The organism is Vreelandella sp. 2A-K22 (assembly GCF_054065485.1).
Map to the genome: position 1 here is coordinate 116,289 of NZ_JBSUGC010000007.1, position 16,629 is coordinate 132,917.

General features: G+C 55.9%; 13 protein-coding genes and 3 tRNA genes. 13 read left to right on the top strand and 3 right to left on the bottom strand.

Annotation, left to right across the window (positions count from 1 at the left end; all coding sequences use genetic code 11):
- The first annotated feature begins 50 nt into the window (after positions 1-50).
- The 3 genes from ACW17M_RS11370 (at position 51) to eno (ending at position 3,938) form a co-directional block, all read left to right on the top strand.
- Positions 51-1,706: a CTP synthase gene (locus tag ACW17M_RS11370; RefSeq protein ID WP_022519971.1), complete on the top strand. Its 1,656-nt coding sequence runs from the start codon at positions 51-53 to the stop codon at positions 1,704-1,706.
- A 12-nt stretch (positions 1,707-1,718) separates the two neighbouring features.
- The gene (gene kdsA / locus ACW17M_RS11375; protein ID WP_022519970.1) at positions 1,719-2,582 is read left to right on the top strand and encodes a 3-deoxy-8-phosphooctulonate synthase; all 864 of its coding nucleotides are present in this window, start codon (positions 1,719-1,721) and stop codon (positions 2,580-2,582) included.
- Between the two features lie 66 nt (positions 2,583-2,648).
- Positions 2,649-3,938 carry a phosphopyruvate hydratase gene (gene eno, locus ACW17M_RS11380; protein WP_141439957.1) on the top strand — a complete coding sequence of 430 codons (1,290 nt, stop codon included), beginning with the start codon at positions 2,649-2,651 and terminating at the stop codon, positions 3,936-3,938.
- 565 nt (positions 3,939-4,503) lie between these two features.
- On the opposite strand, the gene fdxA is transcribed toward eno, so the two are convergent.
- Together fdxA and mutS are read right to left on the bottom strand one after the other, a co-directional pair.
- Entirely contained in the window at positions 4,504-4,827 is a 324-nt protein-coding gene (fdxA, locus tag ACW17M_RS11385; RefSeq protein ID WP_007111508.1) for a ferredoxin FdxA, read from the bottom strand.
- A gap of 159 nt (positions 4,828-4,986) precedes the next feature.
- Positions 4,987-7,548 carry a DNA mismatch repair protein MutS gene (gene mutS / locus ACW17M_RS11390; RefSeq protein WP_457547414.1) on the bottom strand — a complete coding sequence of 854 codons (2,562 nt, stop codon included), beginning with the start codon at positions 7,546-7,548 and terminating at the stop codon, positions 4,987-4,989.
- An 83-nt stretch (positions 7,549-7,631) separates the two neighbouring features.
- Between mutS and ACW17M_RS11395 the strand changes: the two genes are divergently transcribed.
- The 9 genes from ACW17M_RS11395 (at position 7,632) to ACW17M_RS11435 (ending at position 14,999) form a co-directional block, all read left to right on the top strand.
- Positions 7,632-8,171: a CinA family protein gene (locus tag ACW17M_RS11395; protein ID WP_035538996.1), complete on the top strand. Its 540-nt coding sequence runs from the start codon at positions 7,632-7,634 to the stop codon at positions 8,169-8,171.
- Between the two features lie 129 nt (positions 8,172-8,300).
- Entirely contained in the window at positions 8,301-9,374 is a 1,074-nt protein-coding gene (gene recA, locus ACW17M_RS11400) for a recombinase RecA (RefSeq protein ID WP_027957359.1), read from the top strand.
- A gap of 24 nt (positions 9,375-9,398) precedes the next feature.
- Entirely contained in the window at positions 9,399-9,863 is a 465-nt protein-coding gene (locus ACW17M_RS11405; RefSeq protein ID WP_022519966.1) for a regulatory protein RecX, read from the top strand.
- A 214-nt stretch (positions 9,864-10,077) separates the two neighbouring features.
- The gene (alaS, locus tag ACW17M_RS11410) at positions 10,078-12,687 is read left to right on the top strand and encodes an alanine--tRNA ligase (protein ID WP_141439955.1); all 2,610 of its coding nucleotides are present in this window, start codon (positions 10,078-10,080) and stop codon (positions 12,685-12,687) included.
- A 100-nt stretch (positions 12,688-12,787) separates the two neighbouring features.
- Positions 12,788-14,038, top strand: coding sequence for an aspartate kinase (locus tag ACW17M_RS11415; RefSeq protein WP_009286781.1), 1,251 nt, complete (start codon positions 12,788-12,790; stop codon positions 14,036-14,038).
- 194 nt (positions 14,039-14,232) lie between these two features.
- Positions 14,233-14,421: a carbon storage regulator CsrA gene (csrA, locus tag ACW17M_RS11420; protein WP_007111501.1), complete on the top strand. Its 189-nt coding sequence runs from the start codon at positions 14,233-14,235 to the stop codon at positions 14,419-14,421.
- 133 nt (positions 14,422-14,554) lie between these two features.
- Positions 14,555-14,647, top strand: a tRNA-Ser gene (locus tag ACW17M_RS11425).
- 56 nt (positions 14,648-14,703) lie between these two features.
- Positions 14,704-14,780, top strand: a tRNA-Arg gene (locus tag ACW17M_RS11430).
- A gap of 142 nt (positions 14,781-14,922) precedes the next feature.
- Positions 14,923-14,999 (top strand) — tRNA-Arg (locus ACW17M_RS11435).
- 173 nt (positions 15,000-15,172) lie between these two features.
- On the opposite strand, the gene ACW17M_RS11440 is transcribed toward ACW17M_RS11435, so the two are convergent.
- Positions 15,173-16,168 carry a tRNA dihydrouridine synthase gene (locus tag ACW17M_RS11440; protein WP_223828023.1) on the bottom strand — a complete coding sequence of 332 codons (996 nt, stop codon included), beginning with the start codon at positions 16,166-16,168 and terminating at the stop codon, positions 15,173-15,175.
- Positions 16,169-16,327: 159 nt separating this feature from the next.
- Here ACW17M_RS11440 and ACW17M_RS11445 point away from each other — a divergent pair, with 159 nt between their 5' ends.
- Positions 16,328-16,585 (top strand): OadG family protein, encoded by a 258-nt coding sequence (locus ACW17M_RS11445; protein WP_342584775.1) that lies wholly within the window; start codon positions 16,328-16,330, stop codon positions 16,583-16,585.
- Positions 16,586-16,629: the final 44 nt, after the last annotated feature.

Consider the following 16,629-nt stretch of genomic DNA (forward strand, 5'->3'; position numbering starts at 1 on the left):
CTGGCGTGGCTTTCTGCCGTGCCTTCTGATCACGTTTCGACAGGTTATCCATGACACGATATATCTTCGTGACCGGCGGCGTTGTGTCCTCTCTTGGCAAGGGCATCGCCTCCGCCTCGCTTGCGGCGATTTTAGAGGCCCGCGGCCTTAAGGTCACCATGCTCAAGCTCGACCCGTACATCAACGTGGATCCGGGCACCATGAGCCCCTTCCAGCACGGTGAGGTGTTCGTCACAGAAGATGGCGCCGAAACCGATCTTGATCTCGGGCATTACGAGCGCTTTATTCGCACCAAAATGACTCAGCGCAACAACTTTACGACCGGCCGTGTTTACGAGCACGTACTGCGTAAAGAGCGTCGGGGCGACTATCTCGGTGGCACTGTTCAGGTCATTCCACATATCACCGACGAGATTAAAGAGCGCGTTTACGCGGGCGGTGAAGGGTTTGATGTGGCGCTGGTAGAGATCGGCGGCACGGTCGGTGATATCGAATCGCTGCCTTTCCTGGAGTCGATCCGCCAAATTCGTAGTGAGCAGGGCGCCAACCGCGCGCTGTTTATGCACCTGACCCTGGTGCCCTACATCAAAACGGCGGGTGAGACCAAAACCAAGCCGACCCAGCACAGCGTTAAAGAGCTGCGCTCTATCGGTATCCAGCCGGATATTCTGATTTGCCGCAGCGAAGTTGAGCTGGAAGAGAGCGAGCGCCGCAAAATCGCTCTGTTCACCAACGTCGAAGAGCGTGCCGTGGTACCGCTGCAGGATGCCGATACGATCTATCGCATTCCGCTGATGCTCCATGAACACGGTCTGGACGAGATCGTTTGCGATAAGCTGCGCCTGGAAGCCCCGGAAGCAGATTTATCCGAGTGGGTGAAGGTACTTGATGCCAAGCTCAACCCGCTCAAATCCGTCAGTATTGCCATGGTCGGTAAATACATGGAGCTGCTGGATGCCTACAAGTCGCTCAACGAAGCGCTGATTCATGCCGGTATCCAGGGTCGTATCAAGGTCAATGTCGACTATATTGACTCCGAAGACATTGAGCGTCATGGCACCGAGCGCTTGGCGGGTAAAGACGCTATTCTGGTGCCCGGCGGCTTTGGCGAACGTGGCGTAGAAGGCAAGATTATGACCGCTCAATTCGCCCGCGAAAACAACGTGCCATATCTGGGTATTTGCCTGGGTATGCAGGTGGCGGTGATTGAGTTTGCCCGTAATGTGGCAGGCTGGAACGACGCCAACTCTACCGAGTTCACCCACGACACCCAGCACCCGGTAGTAGGTTTGATCACCGAATGGCTAAGCCCAGAAGGCAAAGTCGAGCTGCGTGATGCAGCGTCTGATTTAGGTGGCACCATGCGCTTAGGTGGCCAGGTATGCCATTTGGCATCGGGAACCAAAGCACGCGAAGCCTACGGCTCGGATGAGATTGTCGAGCGCCACCGTCACCGCTTCGAGGTCAATAACCAGTTTATCGATGAGCTTGAAAAGGCGGGCTTGGTTATCTCAGGCAAGAGCGTCGACCAATCGCTGGTTGAAGTCATCGAGCTGGCTGACCACCCTTGGTACGTAGCCTGCCAGTTCCACCCGGAGTTCACTTCTACTCCCCGTGATGGTCACCCGCTGTTCTCTGGCTTTGTGAACGCCGCCTTGGATTACAAAACAGCGCGCAGTCGCGCCCACGCGAACTCGCAGGAATAAGAGGGCAGAAGCATGGCTTCTCAAGACCGATCTCAAGAGCGTCATATTAACGTTGCCGGCTTAACCGCCGGTAACTCCTTGCCGCTTATGCTGCTGGGTGGCATGAACGTACTGGAGTCGGCCGATCTTGCCGACGAAGTCGCTCAAGCCTACGTCACGGTGACCCAGAAGCTGGGTATGCCCTACGTTTTTAAGGCCAGCTTTGACAAAGCCAATCGCAGTTCGATTCACTCCTACCGCGGCCCGGGTATCGAGAAAGGGCTGCAGATACTGGCCGATATCAAAGCTCGCCACAACGTGCCGATCATCACTGACGTTCACGAGCCTTGGCAGGCGCAAGCAGCCGCTGAAGTCGCTGACATTATCCAACTGCCGGCCTTTTTGGCTCGCCAAACTGATTTGGTGGTCGCCATGGCCAAAACCGGCGCGGTTATCAATATCAAAAAGCCGCAGTTTTTGGCGCCCCATGAAATGCGTCATATCCTCAGCAAGTTCCAGGAAGCGGGTAACGACCAGTTGATGCTCTGCGAGCGCGGCTCAAGCTTTGGTTACAACAATCTGATTGTTGATATGCTGGGCTTTGGTGATATGAAGCAAACCGGCTACCCGGTATTTTTCGATGTGACCCACGCGCTGCAGCGCCCCGGTGGGCGTGCCGATAGTGCTGATGGGCGCCGTGCCCAGGTGGCTGAGTTAGCGCGTGCAGGCGTGGCTGTCGGCCTTGCCGGGCTGTTTTTGGAAGCCCACCCTGACCCAGACAACGCCAAATGCGATGGTCCCTGTGCATTGCCGCTGGATCAATTAGAGCCGTTCTTGACTCAGCTTGCCCAGTTGGATGCGCTGGTCAAAGGGTTTGAGCCGCTAACGATTCGCTAAGCTGTATTTAGCTAATCAGGTCGTTATATTAATAATTTTATCTGACTAACAGGAAAGGATACTGCCATGACCAAAATTGTTGCTATCAGTGCGTTGGAAGTGCTGGATTCCCGTGGTAACCCGACCGTGCAGGCGCACGTACGCCTTGCCAGTGGTGCTGTCGGTGAAGCCTGTGCCCCCAGTGGTGCTTCAACCGGCTCCCGGGAAGCGTTAGAGCTGCGCGACGGCGATAAGTCGCGCTACCTGGGCAAAGGCGTGCTGAAAGCAGTCGATGCGGTCAATGGCAAAATTCGTGAAGCGCTGATGGGCATGGATGCGCGTGATCAGCGCGGCTTGGACGATGCCATGTTGGCGCTGGACGGCACTGAAAACAAAGCGAATCTGGGGGCGAATGCCATCCTAGCCGTTTCGCTGGCGGCGGCTAAAGCAGCTGCTAACGCCAAAGGCGTACCGCTCTACGCCCACATTGCCGAGCTCTACGGTCAACCTGGCCAGTACAGCATGCCGGTGCCGATGATGAACATCATCAACGGCGGCGAGCACGCGGATAACAACGTCGATATCCAGGAATTTATGGTGCAGCCAGTGGGCGCGCCTAACTTCCGCGAAGGGCTGCGCATGGGCGCGGAAATTTTCCACGCGCTGAAGAAAGTGCTCTCCGCGAAAGGGCTCTCTACATCCGTCGGTGACGAGGGCGGCTTTGCGCCTAACCTGGCGTCTAACGCTGATGCGCTAGCGGTGATTAAACAAGCCGTTGCCGATGCTGGCTATGAGCTGGGTAAAGACGTCACGCTGGCGCTGGATTGTGCTTCGTCTGAGTTTTACAAAGACGGTCAGTACAACCTTTCCGGTGAAGGCAAAAGCTACGACGCCCAAGGCTTTACCGATTACCTGGCAGGCCTGTGTGCCGATTACCCGATTGTGTCTATCGAAGACGGCATGGATGAATCGGATTGGGCGGGTTGGAAAGCGCTGACCGATAAGCTGGGCGATAAAGTGCAGCTGGTGGGCGATGACCTATTCGTGACCAATACCAAGATTCTCAAGCGCGGTATCGATGAGCAGATCGGTAACTCTATCCTGATCAAGTTCAACCAGATCGGTTCGCTCTCTGAGACGCTGGACGCGATTAAGATGGCGCAGGATGCTGGCTTTACGGCGGTTATTTCTCACCGCTCCGGTGAAACCGAAGATACCACCATTGCCGATTTGGCGGTGGGTACCTGTGCCGGTCAGATCAAAACGGGCTCACTTTGCCGCTCTGATCGGGTTGCCAAGTACAACCGTTTGCTGGTGATTGAAGCAGAGCTGGGTGATGTGACCTACCCAGGTTTGAAAGCCATTAAAGGGCAGTAAAATGCCAATATCGAGCGAATTTTTAGAGGTGCTTGTAAGAGATGTCTCAAAATTTTGTAAGAGATATCTTACAAATACCGACGAGAATCGCTCGGTTTAGGGTAAGAAATAGCTTACTTTGCCACTAAGTAAAGTTTAAGATATTGTTTAATAAGTAGTTTTTTAAAAAGGGCGAGTCGCAGCGACTCGCCCTTTTGCATTTTGGCTTTGTTGAGAAGCGGCCATGATCTGACACAATATACACAGGACAAGGGGAGGCAAGGACGCTTCAGTCAGGATGCAGCGGGATGTAGGTCAGATGCGCCGGGTGATACAGTGAGGTGAGCCCTGGCAAGGACGTCATCTGAGGAGGTTGATCCAGGGAGTGGTCAGAGGAAGTGCTTGGAGCGGGCGGCCTACGGGTCGCCTTTTTTTGCCCGCAATTTGGCAGCACATTTTTGACGATACACTTTTGAAAACACAAAAAAACCAGCGCTGTTTTTAACAACCAGCGCTGGTTTAAAGAGAATTTTTAAAGAGAGCTTTTAAAAAGAGCTATGTGCTGATTTTTAAACCGTCACAGCGTTTAGCGCTCTAGTTTCTCAAGCTTGCCGGGCTTGCCATCCCACTCTTCGGCGTCCGGCAGCGGGTCTTTTCTTTCGGCGATGTTGGGCCATACTTCGGCCATCTCAGCGTTAATCTCGATAAAGGCCTCCTGTCCATCCGGCAGCTCATCCTCGGAGAATATCGCCTCGGCGGGGCACTCGGGCTCACACAGCGCGCAGTCGATACACTCGTCAGGATGAATGACCAGGAAGTTCGGGCCCTCGTAAAAACAGTCGACCGGGCAGACTTCCACACAGTCGGTGTATTTGCACTGGATGCAGTTCTCGGTAACGACAAACGTCATCTTGCTATCCCTCTTGCAGGGCCGGGTAACTCCCAGCCATGGTCAATCGTGAATGGTTATAAATCAGCCGTTTTTTATAAGCTAAAAGTTTGAACGACATTCTAGAGGTGCGCATACCTGGCGGCAAGCGCCATATGGCTTTCCCTCCTATAAGCACCATTAGATCAGGTCTCGCCACTGATACAACAGCGCTAGCGCTTCCCGTGGCGTTAAACCATCCATATCGACGTTTTCCAACGCCTCGACCACCGGATGCGGTGCAGCGGCGAACAGATCGTTTTGCTGCGGTGCGGTTCGCGGCGCCTGCGCTGTGTTATCCACATCACGCTGCTCCAAACTTATCAGCTTCTCGCGGGCACGTTTAATCACATGGTTGGGCACGCCCGCTAATTGCGCCACCTGCAAACCATAGCTCTGGCTGGCCGGGCCCGCTTCGATGCGGTGCATAAACACAATGCTGTCGCCATGCTCGGTCGCCGTTAGGTGGATATTGGCCACCCCTTCCATATGCTCAGGCAGCGCCGTCATTTCAAAGTAGTGGGTCGCAAACAGCGTTAGCGCGCGTCCTTTTGCCAAATGTTCAGCGCTTGCCCAGGCGAGCGACAGACCGTCAAAGGTACTGGTGCCGCGGCCAATTTCATCCATCAGGATCAAGCTTTGCTGGGTGGCATTGTGGAGAATGTTGGCGGTTTCAGTCATCTCGACCATAAAGGTAGAGCGCCCGCCGGCCAAGTCATCCGATGAGCCAATGCGGGTGAATATTCGATCCAGCGGGCCGATCTCGGCGGCATCGGCGGGCACAAAACTGCCGCAGTGAGCGAGAAGGGCGATGAGCGCCGTCTGACGCATATAGGTCGATTTACCGCCCATGTTAGGGCCGGTAATAATCAGCATGTGCTGGTCAGGATTGAGCGTCACGTCGTTGGGGACAAAGGGTGTCTCGCTCACCTGCTCGACCACCGGATGTCGTCCCGCGTCAATTTGAATCCCGGTGGTTTCGCTGAGTGTTGGACGCACCCAGTTCAGCGCCTCGGCGCGCTCGGCAAAGGCGCACAGTACGTCCAGTTCCGCCAAGGCTTGCGAGGTGCTCTGCAGCGCGTGAAGGCTTGCGTTGAGATCGCCAAGCAGGCGATCGTAGAGCCATTTTTCACGCGTCAACGCGCGAGATTTAGCGGAGAGTGCCTTATCTTCAAACTCTTTGAGCTCGGGGATAATGAACCGCTCGGCATTTTTAAGTGTCTGGCGGCGAATATAGTCGGCGGGCGCCTGCTGGGCTTGTGAACGCGGTAGCTCAATAAAGTAGCCGTGCACCCGGTTGTAGCCCACTTTGAGATTGGCTAGCCCCGTACGCTCGCGCTCGCGAAGCTCGAGCTGAATAAGATAGTCGCCCGCGTTTTCGGCCATGCCACGGTGCTCATCGAGCTCTGAATCAAAGCCATCGGCAATCACCCCGCCATCGCGGATCACCACCGGCGGATTTTCTACCAGCGCCCGGCTGAGCATATCGGCCATTTCTGGGTAGGGGCGAATATGCGGGCGCAGGTTATCCAGCGCACTGCCGCTCTCAACCTCGCTAAGCTGTTGCTCCAGTTCCGGAAGCGTTACCAGTGCATCCCGCAGCCGTGCCAAATCGCGCGGGCGGGCGCTATACAGCGCCACCCGGGCCAGAATGCGCTCCACGTCGCCCACCGCGCTCAACGTCTCGCGCAGCGGCATATAGGCGGCATCCAGGCTTAGCAGCGCCACACCCGCATGACGGGCCTGGACAATCTCGCGTTGACGCAGTGGCCGATTAAGCCAGCGTTTGAGTAGCCGTGAACCCATGGCGGTGGTACAGGTATCCAGCACGCTGGCCAGGGTGTTGTCGCTGCTGCCGCCCAGGTTGATATCAATTTCCAGATTACGGCGGCTGGCAGCGTCGATCACCACCGCGTCGTCGCGGTTCTCAACGCTGATGGCGGTCACGTGGGGCAGGCGCGAGCGCTGAGTGTCCCGGGCATAATCGATCAATACCCCGGCAGCAATTAGCGCAGAGGTTAAGTGCGCACAGCCAAAGCCACGTAAATCCTGCACTTCGAACTGGTCGCAGAGGCTACGGGTAGCGCTTTCCAAATCAAACAGCCACTCGCCCTGGCGGCGCAGGCTGCGTTTCTGCGACCAGGCCTCGGGTAGCGTTAAGCTTTCGGGTACCAGCAGCTCGGCCGGGGAGAGACGCGTCAGCTCGGCGAGCATTTCGGCTTCGCTGTCTACTTCCAGTACGTTGAAGCGACCACTGGAGAGCTCCAGCCAGGCAAGGCCCCAGCTCTCTTTTCCGGGAGAAACGGACACCAGGACGTTGTCGCGGCGGGCATCGAGCAGCGCTTCATCGTGGAGTGTGCCAGGGGTGACGATACGCACCACTTGGCGCTCAACGGGCCCTTTGCTGGTCGCGGGGTCGCCAATTTGCTCACAAATAGCGACCGACTCGCCGCCAGCGACGAGGCGGGCCAGATAGCCCTCAGCGCTGTGATAGGGGACGCCCGCCATCGGGATAGGCTTGCCGCCTGACTGCCCACGCTGGGTAAGGGTAATATCCAGCAGTGCGGCGGCGCGCTTGGCGTCGTCGAAAAACAGTTCATAAAAATCCCCCATGCGGTAGAACAGCAGTACCTCGGGGTGCTCGCGCTTGATCTTTAAATATTGCGTGATCATGGGCGTGTTAGGGGGAATGGCCTGTGACATGGGCGTCCTGATTGAGCAATTTCTTTGAGAAAGCTAAACGCAGTATTCTACGCTGAATAGACGACTCACTTGAAGGAGCGACCATAGTGCCCAGCGAAACTAGCCTGAAAAATCTTGATTTAACCCTGTTAGCTCAGCGGCTGGGGCGGCTGTGTAAGCAGTTGAATGTAGAAGTGACCGCCGCTGAGTCATGTACGGGGGGCGGCATTGCCAGCGCCATTACCGAGGTGGCGGGTAGCTCTGCTTACTTTACGACGGGCTATGTGACCTATGCGAATGCTGCTAAAACGCGCTTATTGGGGGTGCCTGAGACCACGCTGGCCGAGCACGGTGCTGTCAGCAAGGAGGTCGTCAAAGCCATGGTGCTGGGTGCCTGTAATGAAAGTGGCGCGGGCTTAGCTGTTGCCGTTAGCGGTGTTGCAGGCCCAGAGGGGGGGAGCGCTGAAAAGCCGGTGGGTACGGTTTGGTTGGCCTGGGGAGATGCTGCTGCCCAGGAAGCTGAATGCTTTCACTTTCCAGGTGACCGTCAGTCGGTGCGAGAGCAGGCCGTGCGTCAGGCCTTGGTTGGGCTGGTGGCGCGCCTGAATGAGCGCGAGAAGGCGAGCAAGACGAACCAGCCGTAAGAAAAAGGCGCATATGCAAAAAGGCTGTTGATAAAATAGATGAGAGAAAGCGCGATCAAGGATTTGTTTACGGCGCAATCTTTGGCATACTACTGGCTAATTATACAGCTTGTTATGAGGAATCTCTGAATGGCTCAGGATGACAACCGCACTAAAGCGCTAAACGCTGCACTCACCCAAATCGACCGTCAGTTCGGCAAGGGCACCGTCATGCGTCTAGGCGACGCACCGCGTGTCGTCATGCCGTCGGTTTCCACCGGTTCATTGGGTCTGGATATCGCCCTCGGCATCGGCGGGCTGCCGTTTGGCCGCGTGGCTGAAATTTTTGGTCCAGAGTCCTCGGGTAAAACGACACTGACCCTTTCGGTGATTGCGCAAGCGCAAAAGCAAGGCAAAGTGTGTGCCTTCGTCGATGCCGAGCATGCGCTTGACCCCAGCTACGCAGAAAAGCTAGGCGTCAACCTGGATGATCTACTGATTTCCCAGCCGGACACCGGTGAGCAGGCGCTGGAAATTACCGACATGCTGGTACGCTCTGGCGGTGTTGACGTGATTGTTATCGACTCGGTCGCTGCGTTGACCCCGCGCGCTGAAATCGAAGGCGAAATGGGTGATTCCCACGTTGGCCTACAGGCGCGTTTGATGTCTCAGGCACTGCGTAAAATCACCGGTAATATCAAAAACGCCAACTGCTTGGTGATCTTCATCAACCAGATCCGCATGAAGATCGGCGTCATGTTTGGTAGCCCCGAAACCACCACTGGTGGTAACGCGCTGAAGTTCTATGCCAGCGTGCGTCTGGATATTCGTCGTACCGGCTCGGTGAAAGTGGGTGATGAAGTCACCGGTAACGAAACCCGCGTGAAAGTAGTCAAAAACAAGGTAGCACCGCCATTCCGTCAGGCTGAATTCCAGATTCTTTACGGCAAGGGTATCTACCACGCCGGTGAGGTCATCGACCTGGGCGTGCAGTGCAACCTAGTCGACAAAGCCGGTGCCTGGTACAGCTATAAAGGTAAGAAAATCGGTCAAGGTAAAGCCAATTCAGCGCTGTATCTGGAAGAGCACCCGGAAATTATGCTCGAAATCGAAACGCAGATTCGTGAGCAGCTCTTGGCCAAGCCCGATCCTAAAAAGGAGAAGGAAGATGCACCTGCCGAAGCAGCGGCAGAATTGGATGCGGGTGATGACGATCTGCTTTAAGACGACTCTCGCTAAGATAAGCTGATGGCATTCACCTCCCAGCGTGATGCTACGCCCCGTGATATCGCCATTGGTTTACTGGCTCGGCGCGAATACTCCCGCGCCGAGCTTGCTCAGCGTCTGAAGAAAAAGTCTTTCGACGATGCCGCTATTGATGAGTGCCTGGACGCCTTGGTTGAACAAGGGCTGCAGTCTGACGCGCGCTTTGCGGCCAGTTTCGTGCGCTCGCGCATACTGCGTGGCCAAGGCGTGATTCGTATTAAAGGCGAGTTGCGCCAGCGCGGCATAGACCAGGAAACCCTTGCCACCGCTTTTGAAGAAGTGGAGGGGGGCGAGCAGGTCGACTGGTTTGAGCTAGCCCGGGAAACCCTGGCGCGGCGTTTTGATAGCCCTGGTGAGACCCCCAAAGAGCGCGCTAGGCGTGAACGTTTTCTCGCCAGTCGCGGCTTCGATTTTGAACAAATTCGCTACGCGCTCTCCTGTCTGTAATACGTTTTCCCCAGCCTATACAATACCCCCTCTTACATTTCTAGTAGCGCTCTAATACGCTTGTTCATCCAGTTGTTTACGTGGCTGTTTGCCTTTCTGCCACTAAGTGCGGCTTTAGTCGTTTGACAACTGCGCTATAATGGCTGCTTTGCGACCCCTGAGGGTAGCGGCAACAGCGCCCTGGGACATCACGCTTTCTTGTTACGGATACCCTATGAAAAGCGCAGAGATTAGACAGGCCTTTCTCACCTTCTTCGAAGAGCAGGGGCATACGATTGTACCCACCAGCTCATTAGTGCCGGGCAACGACCCGACGCTGCTGTTTACCAATGCCGGCATGGTGCCGTTTAAAGATGTGTTTCTAGGCCGCGATCCGCGCCCTTACGTGCGCGCCACCTCTGCGCAGCGCTGCGTTCGCGCGGGCGGTAAGCATAATGATTTAGACAACGTCGGCTATACCGCACGCCACCACACCTTCTTTGAGATGCTGGGTAACTTCAGCTTTGGCGACTACTTCAAGCGCGACGCCATTCGCTTTGCCTGGGTGTTTTTAACCGAAACGCTGGGACTCCCCAAAGACAAGCTGTGGGTAACGGTACACATCAGCGATGACGAAGCTGAGCGCATCTGGAAAGATGAGATTGGCATCGACCCTGAGCGCTTCTCCAAGCTGGATGAAGATAACTTCTGGCAGATGGGCGACACCGGCCCCTGCGGCCCCAGTTCGGAAATCTTCTTTGATCACGGCCCTGAGGTTTGGGGTGGCCCGCCGGGCAGCCCGGAAGAGGATGGCGATCGCTATATCGAAATCTGGAACCTGGTGTTCATGCAGTTTGATCGCGATGCCCAGGGCACGCTCAACCCGCTGCCCAAGCCCTCCATCGATACCGGTATGGGGCTGGAGCGTGTCGCCGCTGTCATGCAGGGCGTCCACTCCAACTATGAGATCGACCTGTTCCAGAACCTGCTGCAAGCCGCTGCGAAAGCGACCGGGCACCCTGATACCGCTACGCCTTCGTTGCGCGTAATTGCCGACCATATCCGTTCCTGTGCCTTCTTGATTGCTGATGGCGTGCTGCCTTCCAACGAAGGGCGCGGCTATGTCCTGCGTCGGATCATTCGCCGTGCAATTCGTCACGGCCACAAGCTGGGCGCGGTTGAGCCGTTCTTCCACAAGCTGGTGGAGGCGCTGGATGCGGAGATGGGCGATGCCTATCCGGAACTGCGTGAAGCGAGCGATCAAATTGCCCGTGTACTGCTGAAAGAAGAAGAGCAGTTCGCACGCACCCTGGATCACGGTATGGGGCTCTTGAATGCGGCACTGGCCGAGTTGGATGGCAAGGTGCTGCCGGGTGAGACGGTGTTTAAGCTTTATGACACCTACGGCTTTCCCTTCGACCTTACCGCCGACGTCTGTCGTGAGCGTGGCGTTAGCCTGGACGAAGATGGCTTTCAGCAGGCGTTAGAGGCCCAGCGTGAACGCGCACGGGCGGCCAGCCAATTTGGCGCCGACTACAGCGCCTCCATCGAGTTGGAGGGCGAAACTGCCTTTACCGGCTACGACCGCTTGGAAGATCAGGCCAAGGTAACCGCGCTGGTCGACAGCGAGGGCAATCCACTGGCAGCGCTGGAAGCGGGGCAGAAGGGTGTCGTGGTACTAGACCGCACGCCGTTTTACGGCGAGTCAGGCGGCCAGGTGGGCGATACCGGCTACCTGTATGTCGACGGTGGCCGTTTCCAGGTCACTGATACCCAAAAGCAGAGCGGTCATCATCTTCACCAGGGCATGATGGTAGAAGGCTCGCTAAGCGTTGGCGCAAGCGTGCGTGGTGAAGTGGATGCCAGCCTGCGCACAGCCACCATTCGCAATCACTCAGCCACCCACCTGCTGCATAAAGCGCTGCGCATGGTGCTGGGTGATCACGTACAGCAGAAAGGCTCGCTGGTGAACGCCGAGCGCCTGCGCTTCGACTTTAGCCACTTCGAGCCGGTGACCGCCGAGCAACTGGCGGAAGTCGAACGGCTGGTCAATGAGCAGATTCTGGCTAATGCGCCGACCAAGATCGAGCAGATGAGCCTGGACCAAGCCAAGGCCAAGGGCGCAGCAGCGCTGTTTGAGGCCAAATACGCCGAGAACGTGCGCGTGCTGACCATTGGTGCCGACGATTTCTCGATCGAGTTATGCGGTGGTACCCACGTGGCACGCAGCGGTGATATTGGCTGCTGCCATGTGATGAGCGAAGTGGGCATTGCTTCTGGTGTGCGCCGCATCGAAGCGATCACCGGCGAAAATGCGCTGGCTCACTTCCGCGAGCAGGAAGCCCGCCTCGAGCGATTGGGTGAGCGCTTGAAGACCAAGCCTGAACAGGTCGAAGCGCGGGTAGAATCACTGGTTGAGCGCAACCGTAGCCTGGAAAAAGAGCTTGAGCAGCTCAAGGCCAAACTAGCCAGTGCAGCGGGTAGCGATATGCTCAGCCAGGTGCAGGAGGTCAATGGCGTGAAGCTGCTGGCGACGCAGCTGGATGGCGTGTCAGGCAAAGATTTACGCGGCATCCTTGATCAGCTTAAGAACAAGCTAAGCTCTGGAGTGATTATCCTCGGCGTTGCCGACCAGGCGGCGGGCAAAGTGAGTCTGATCGCTGGGGTCACCCAGGATCTGAGCGGCCGAGTGAAAGCCGGTGAGCTGGTGAACCATGTTGCCTCCCAGGTAGGAGGGAAGGGCGGTGGCCGCCCCGACATGGCCCAAGCGGGAGGTAGTCAACCCGACGCCCTGCCGGATGCGTTGAAGAGCGTACCAGCATGGTTGGAAAACGTTCTTAGCTAAACCTCTGGGCCGGTGGCATTATTGTCACCGGCCTTATTATTTATTTAAAACTTGTGACACTTTCACCCTCCATTCCCGAACGCATAGGAAAAAACGGCATATGGCACTATACGTACAGAAGTTCGGCGGCACTTCGGTGGGCTCTGTCGAGCGTATCAAGGCCGTAGCGGAAAAGGTTAAGGGCTTCCGCGATCAAGGCCATCAGGTAGTGGTCGTGGTCTCCGCCATGAGCGGCGAAACCAACCGCCTGACGGACATGGCACAGGCGCTTAACGACGATCCCGCACCGCGCGAGATGGATATGCTGCTATCGACCGGCGAGCAGGTAACTATTTCACTGCTCGCCATGGCGCTTCAGCAAATCGGTGTGCCAGCCACTTCGCACACAGGCGCCCAGGTAGGCATTCATACCGATAGTGCCTATACCAAGGCGCGTATCCAGCGCATTGAAACCGAAGACCTCAAGGCCGATCTGGACGCTGGTCAGGTAGTTGTTGTGGCCGGGTTCCAAGGGGTCGATGAAGACGGCAATATCACCACCCTGGGCCGTGGTGGTTCTGACACCACAGGGGTGGCGCTAGCCGCTGCGCTAGGTGCCGATGAGTGCCAGATTTACACCGATGTTGACGGGGTATACACCACCGACCCTCGCGTCTGCTCCAAAGCCCAGCGCTTAACGAGCATTACCGTGGAAGAGATGCTGGAACTGGCCAGTCTCGGCTCTAAAGTGCTGCAGATCCGCGCGGTAGAGTTTGCCGGAAAGTACAACGTACCCCTGCGGGTGCTGTCGAGCTTTGAAGACGGCCCCGGTACCCTAATTGTTGCAGAAGCCGACCAAGACGAGGACGCTATGGAAGAACCACTGATCTCCGGTATCGCTTTCACCAAAAATGAAGCAAAATTAACCCTGCTGAATACGCCGGACGTGCCGGGTGTGGCATCACGCATTCTAGGGCCCATTGCCGATGCCAATATCGAAGTGGACATGATCGTGCAGAACGTGGCGCCGGCCGGAGACTATACCGACTTTACCTTTACGGTTGCTAAGGGCGATTACAAAGCCACTAAAAAGCTGCTTGAAGAGACGGTGATTCCTGATTTGGGCGGCGGTGAGCTGCGTGGCGACGACAATATTGCTAAGGTCTCTTTAGTGGGTGTCGGTATGCGTTCTCACGCCGGTGTGGCGTCGAAAATGTTCCGTGTGCTAGCTGACGAAAATGTAAATATCCGTATGGTCTCCACCTCTGAGATTAAAATCTCGGTCGTGATTGATGAGAAGCATATGGAGCTTGCTGTTAATGCATTACACAAAGCTTTTGGTTTAGATAAGGCAGATATCGAATCTGAATAACATTAATACCTTAAACCTTCTACGCTGAAGGGGTACTTACTGCCGTGTGGTGGTGAGCTTTCTTTCAACGGGAGGTATAAGGTGTCATGGAGCCGGAGTCATTGGTGACAGGGAACACTATGTCGCATAATGGCATGGTGTTGCCTCCGGCTGACATATCCCGTTGCATAAAACGTCTGAAAAGGAGATCAGCCATGCTCATCCTAACTCGCCGTGTTGGCGAAACGCTGATGATCGGTGATGAAATCACCGTCACCGTGCTAGGTGTGAAAGGCAATCAAGTACGTATCGGCGTAAATGCGCCTAAAGATGTGGCAGTTCATCGTGAAGAGATTTACCAGCGTATTCAGCGTGAACGAAACAGTGAAAATGAAGTGGAATAAGCCTTGCGAGCTCGCATGATGAAACGATGCTTAAAGCGTAAGCTTATATGTAAGATATGGCCGGTGCGAAAAAAATCCGTAGAAGACTAGACACAAGAAGACTAAATCGGTAATATTCGCGCCGTGCCGTTGAGGAGAGGTGGCCGAGTGGCTGAAGGCGCTCCCCTGCTAAGGGAGTATAGGGTTTATAGCCCTATCGAGGGTTCGAATCCCTCTCTCTCCGCCAGTCGCATGGCCAGTAAGTACTTTTACTTTGTTAAAAAGTGCATGGTCACAAGGTATGCGCCCGTAGCTCAGCTGGATAGAGTACCTGACTACGAATCAGGGGGTCGGAGGTTCGAATCCTCCCGGGCGCGCCACCTTTTTATGCTGACTGCATTTATGGTTAATCGTATTTTAGATTAGCTGTATTTAAAGTTAGTTGTACCAGAGGCTAATTGCATTAAGCAGTATTTGTAGTAGTCTTGGTAGCAGTAAAAGTAAACGTTAGTAAAACGTTACGCGCCCGTAGCTCAGCTGGATAGAGTACCTGACTACGAATCAGGGGGTCGGAGGTTCGAATCCTCCCGGGCGCGCCAGATTCCAAAACCCGCTCTCTTATTGAGAGCGGGTTTTCTGTTTCCAGTCTGACCGCCAGTTTCTAGCCTGACCGGAAGTCGCTCGCGCCCCGGTCTTGCGATCGTTTGTAGCGCCCCCGCTTTGCGGTAGGGCGCTTTTTTTTGCCTGTTAAAGGGGTGGTGCGAAAGAAGGGCTAAGCCATTGCAGCTTGCTGTTCGTCGACAACAAGGCTGTCGAGCAGTTGGTCTAACTCGGTGATGCGCTTTACGCGCTGAAAATTCTGTTCAGCTTCACTGCTGCCTTGACGCATTTGGGCAAGCCACTGCTTTACCAGAGAGACCACGACGCGGTCGGGTAGCTTTTGACGCTGTAGAGCGGCGTATTCTTTGAGCACGTTGGCGCGCATCGCCCAGCTACTCTCAGGTAGCCGCTCGCCGGTTTGCAGCCAGTGGCGAATGCGTGGCGCCAGCCAAGGATCGGCCAGGGCGCTCCGTCCCAGCATCACGTCGCGACACCCTGACAGGGTGCGGGCTTTCCAGTAATCTTCCAGTGTCCAGATATCGCCGTTGGCGACCACGGGGATGCTCACTTGGCGGCGAATTTTGCCGATCCACTCCCAGTGTGCCGGTGGGCGGTAGCCCTCGTCTCGGGTGCGTGCATGAACGACCAGCTGTGCTGCTCCGCCCGCTTCGGTGGCTTGGGCGCAGGCCACCGCTAAACGGCGATTAGCGAAGCCCAGGCGAATCTTGGCGGTCACCGGGATTTCCCCCTCTAAAGCGTCGTGAACGGCTTTAACCGCCTTATAGACGCGATCAGGCTGGCGTAACAGCGAGGCGCCGCCATCGTGCCGGTTAACCAGTTTGGCAGGGCAGCCGAAATTAAGATCGACGCTCACCGCGCCCAGGCTAAGCGCCTGGCGCGCGTTAGCCGCCAGGGCGACTGGGTCAGAGCCCAGTAACTGTAAATGCACGGGAATGCCGCTTGGTGTGGCCACAGGCGGTTGCGCAAGCTCGGGGCAGTGTTTATAAAACACTCTTGGCGGCAGGCGCGCATCGACCACACGTACAAACTCGGTGACCGTCCAGTCGAACCCGGCATGCCGGGTCAGCAGATCACGAGTCAGGGCGTCGATTACCCCTTCCATCGGGGCTAGGCCGATTCTGCCGTTTTGTAGTAAATTAACAACCATGACTTCCACTATCGCGCCATTGCATTCTATTCTGGGTGTGGCAGGTTAGTGCATTCCCCTTACTGCGCCAAGCGCCTTTCACCGTATTGGCGTCATGATGTGCGTAAAAATGGTACTTGAGCTGTGCTTCAAGACACCGGGCTTCAAGGAGATCGCTTTATGCAGGATCTAGAACTATTGCAAGAAGGGCTGGCGTTAATGGCGCTCGGTATGGGCGTAGTGTTTGTTTTTCTTACTGTTTTGGTCATTAGCGTTACGCTGATGTCGAAGCTTATTGGGCGTTTCCAACCCGCCCCTGTGGCTGTTAATACGGGCAATAAATCGTCGCCATCTTCGGGTTCCTCTGCGCAAAATGACGAGGTCATGGCGGTGATCAGTGCTGCAGTGCATCGTTATCGCTCAAGCCGGCGTCGTTAACTTTCTCGATTTTTTTCATTTTGGCCCTCTTGTGGCTATTTTTT

Coding starts and splice junctions, on each gene's coding strand:
- ACW17M_RS11370 (WP_022519971.1), top strand. CDS start 51: ATGACACGATATATCTTCGTGACCGGCGGCGTTGTGTCCTCTCTTGGC.
- kdsA (WP_022519970.1), top strand. CDS start 1,719: ATGGCTTCTCAAGACCGATCTCAAGAGCGTCATATTAACGTTGCCGGC.
- eno (WP_141439957.1), top strand. CDS start 2,649: ATGACCAAAATTGTTGCTATCAGTGCGTTGGAAGTGCTGGATTCCCGT.
- fdxA (WP_007111508.1), bottom strand. CDS start 4,827: ATGACGTTTGTCGTTACCGAGAACTGCATCCAGTGCAAATACACCGAC.
- mutS (WP_457547414.1), bottom strand. CDS start 7,548: ATGTCACAGGCCATTCCCCCTAACACGCCCATGATCACGCAATATTTA.
- recA (WP_027957359.1), top strand. CDS start 8,301: ATGGCTCAGGATGACAACCGCACTAAAGCGCTAAACGCTGCACTCACC.
- ACW17M_RS11405 (WP_022519966.1), top strand. CDS start 9,399: ATGGCATTCACCTCCCAGCGTGATGCTACGCCCCGTGATATCGCCATT.
- alaS (WP_141439955.1), top strand. CDS start 10,078: ATGAAAAGCGCAGAGATTAGACAGGCCTTTCTCACCTTCTTCGAAGAG.
- ACW17M_RS11415 (WP_009286781.1), top strand. CDS start 12,788: ATGGCACTATACGTACAGAAGTTCGGCGGCACTTCGGTGGGCTCTGTC.
- csrA (WP_007111501.1), top strand. CDS start 14,233: ATGCTCATCCTAACTCGCCGTGTTGGCGAAACGCTGATGATCGGTGAT.
- ACW17M_RS11440 (WP_223828023.1), bottom strand. CDS start 16,168: ATGGTTGTTAATTTACTACAAAACGGCAGAATCGGCCTAGCCCCGATG.
- ACW17M_RS11445 (WP_342584775.1), top strand. CDS start 16,328: ATGCAGGATCTAGAACTATTGCAAGAAGGGCTGGCGTTAATGGCGCTC.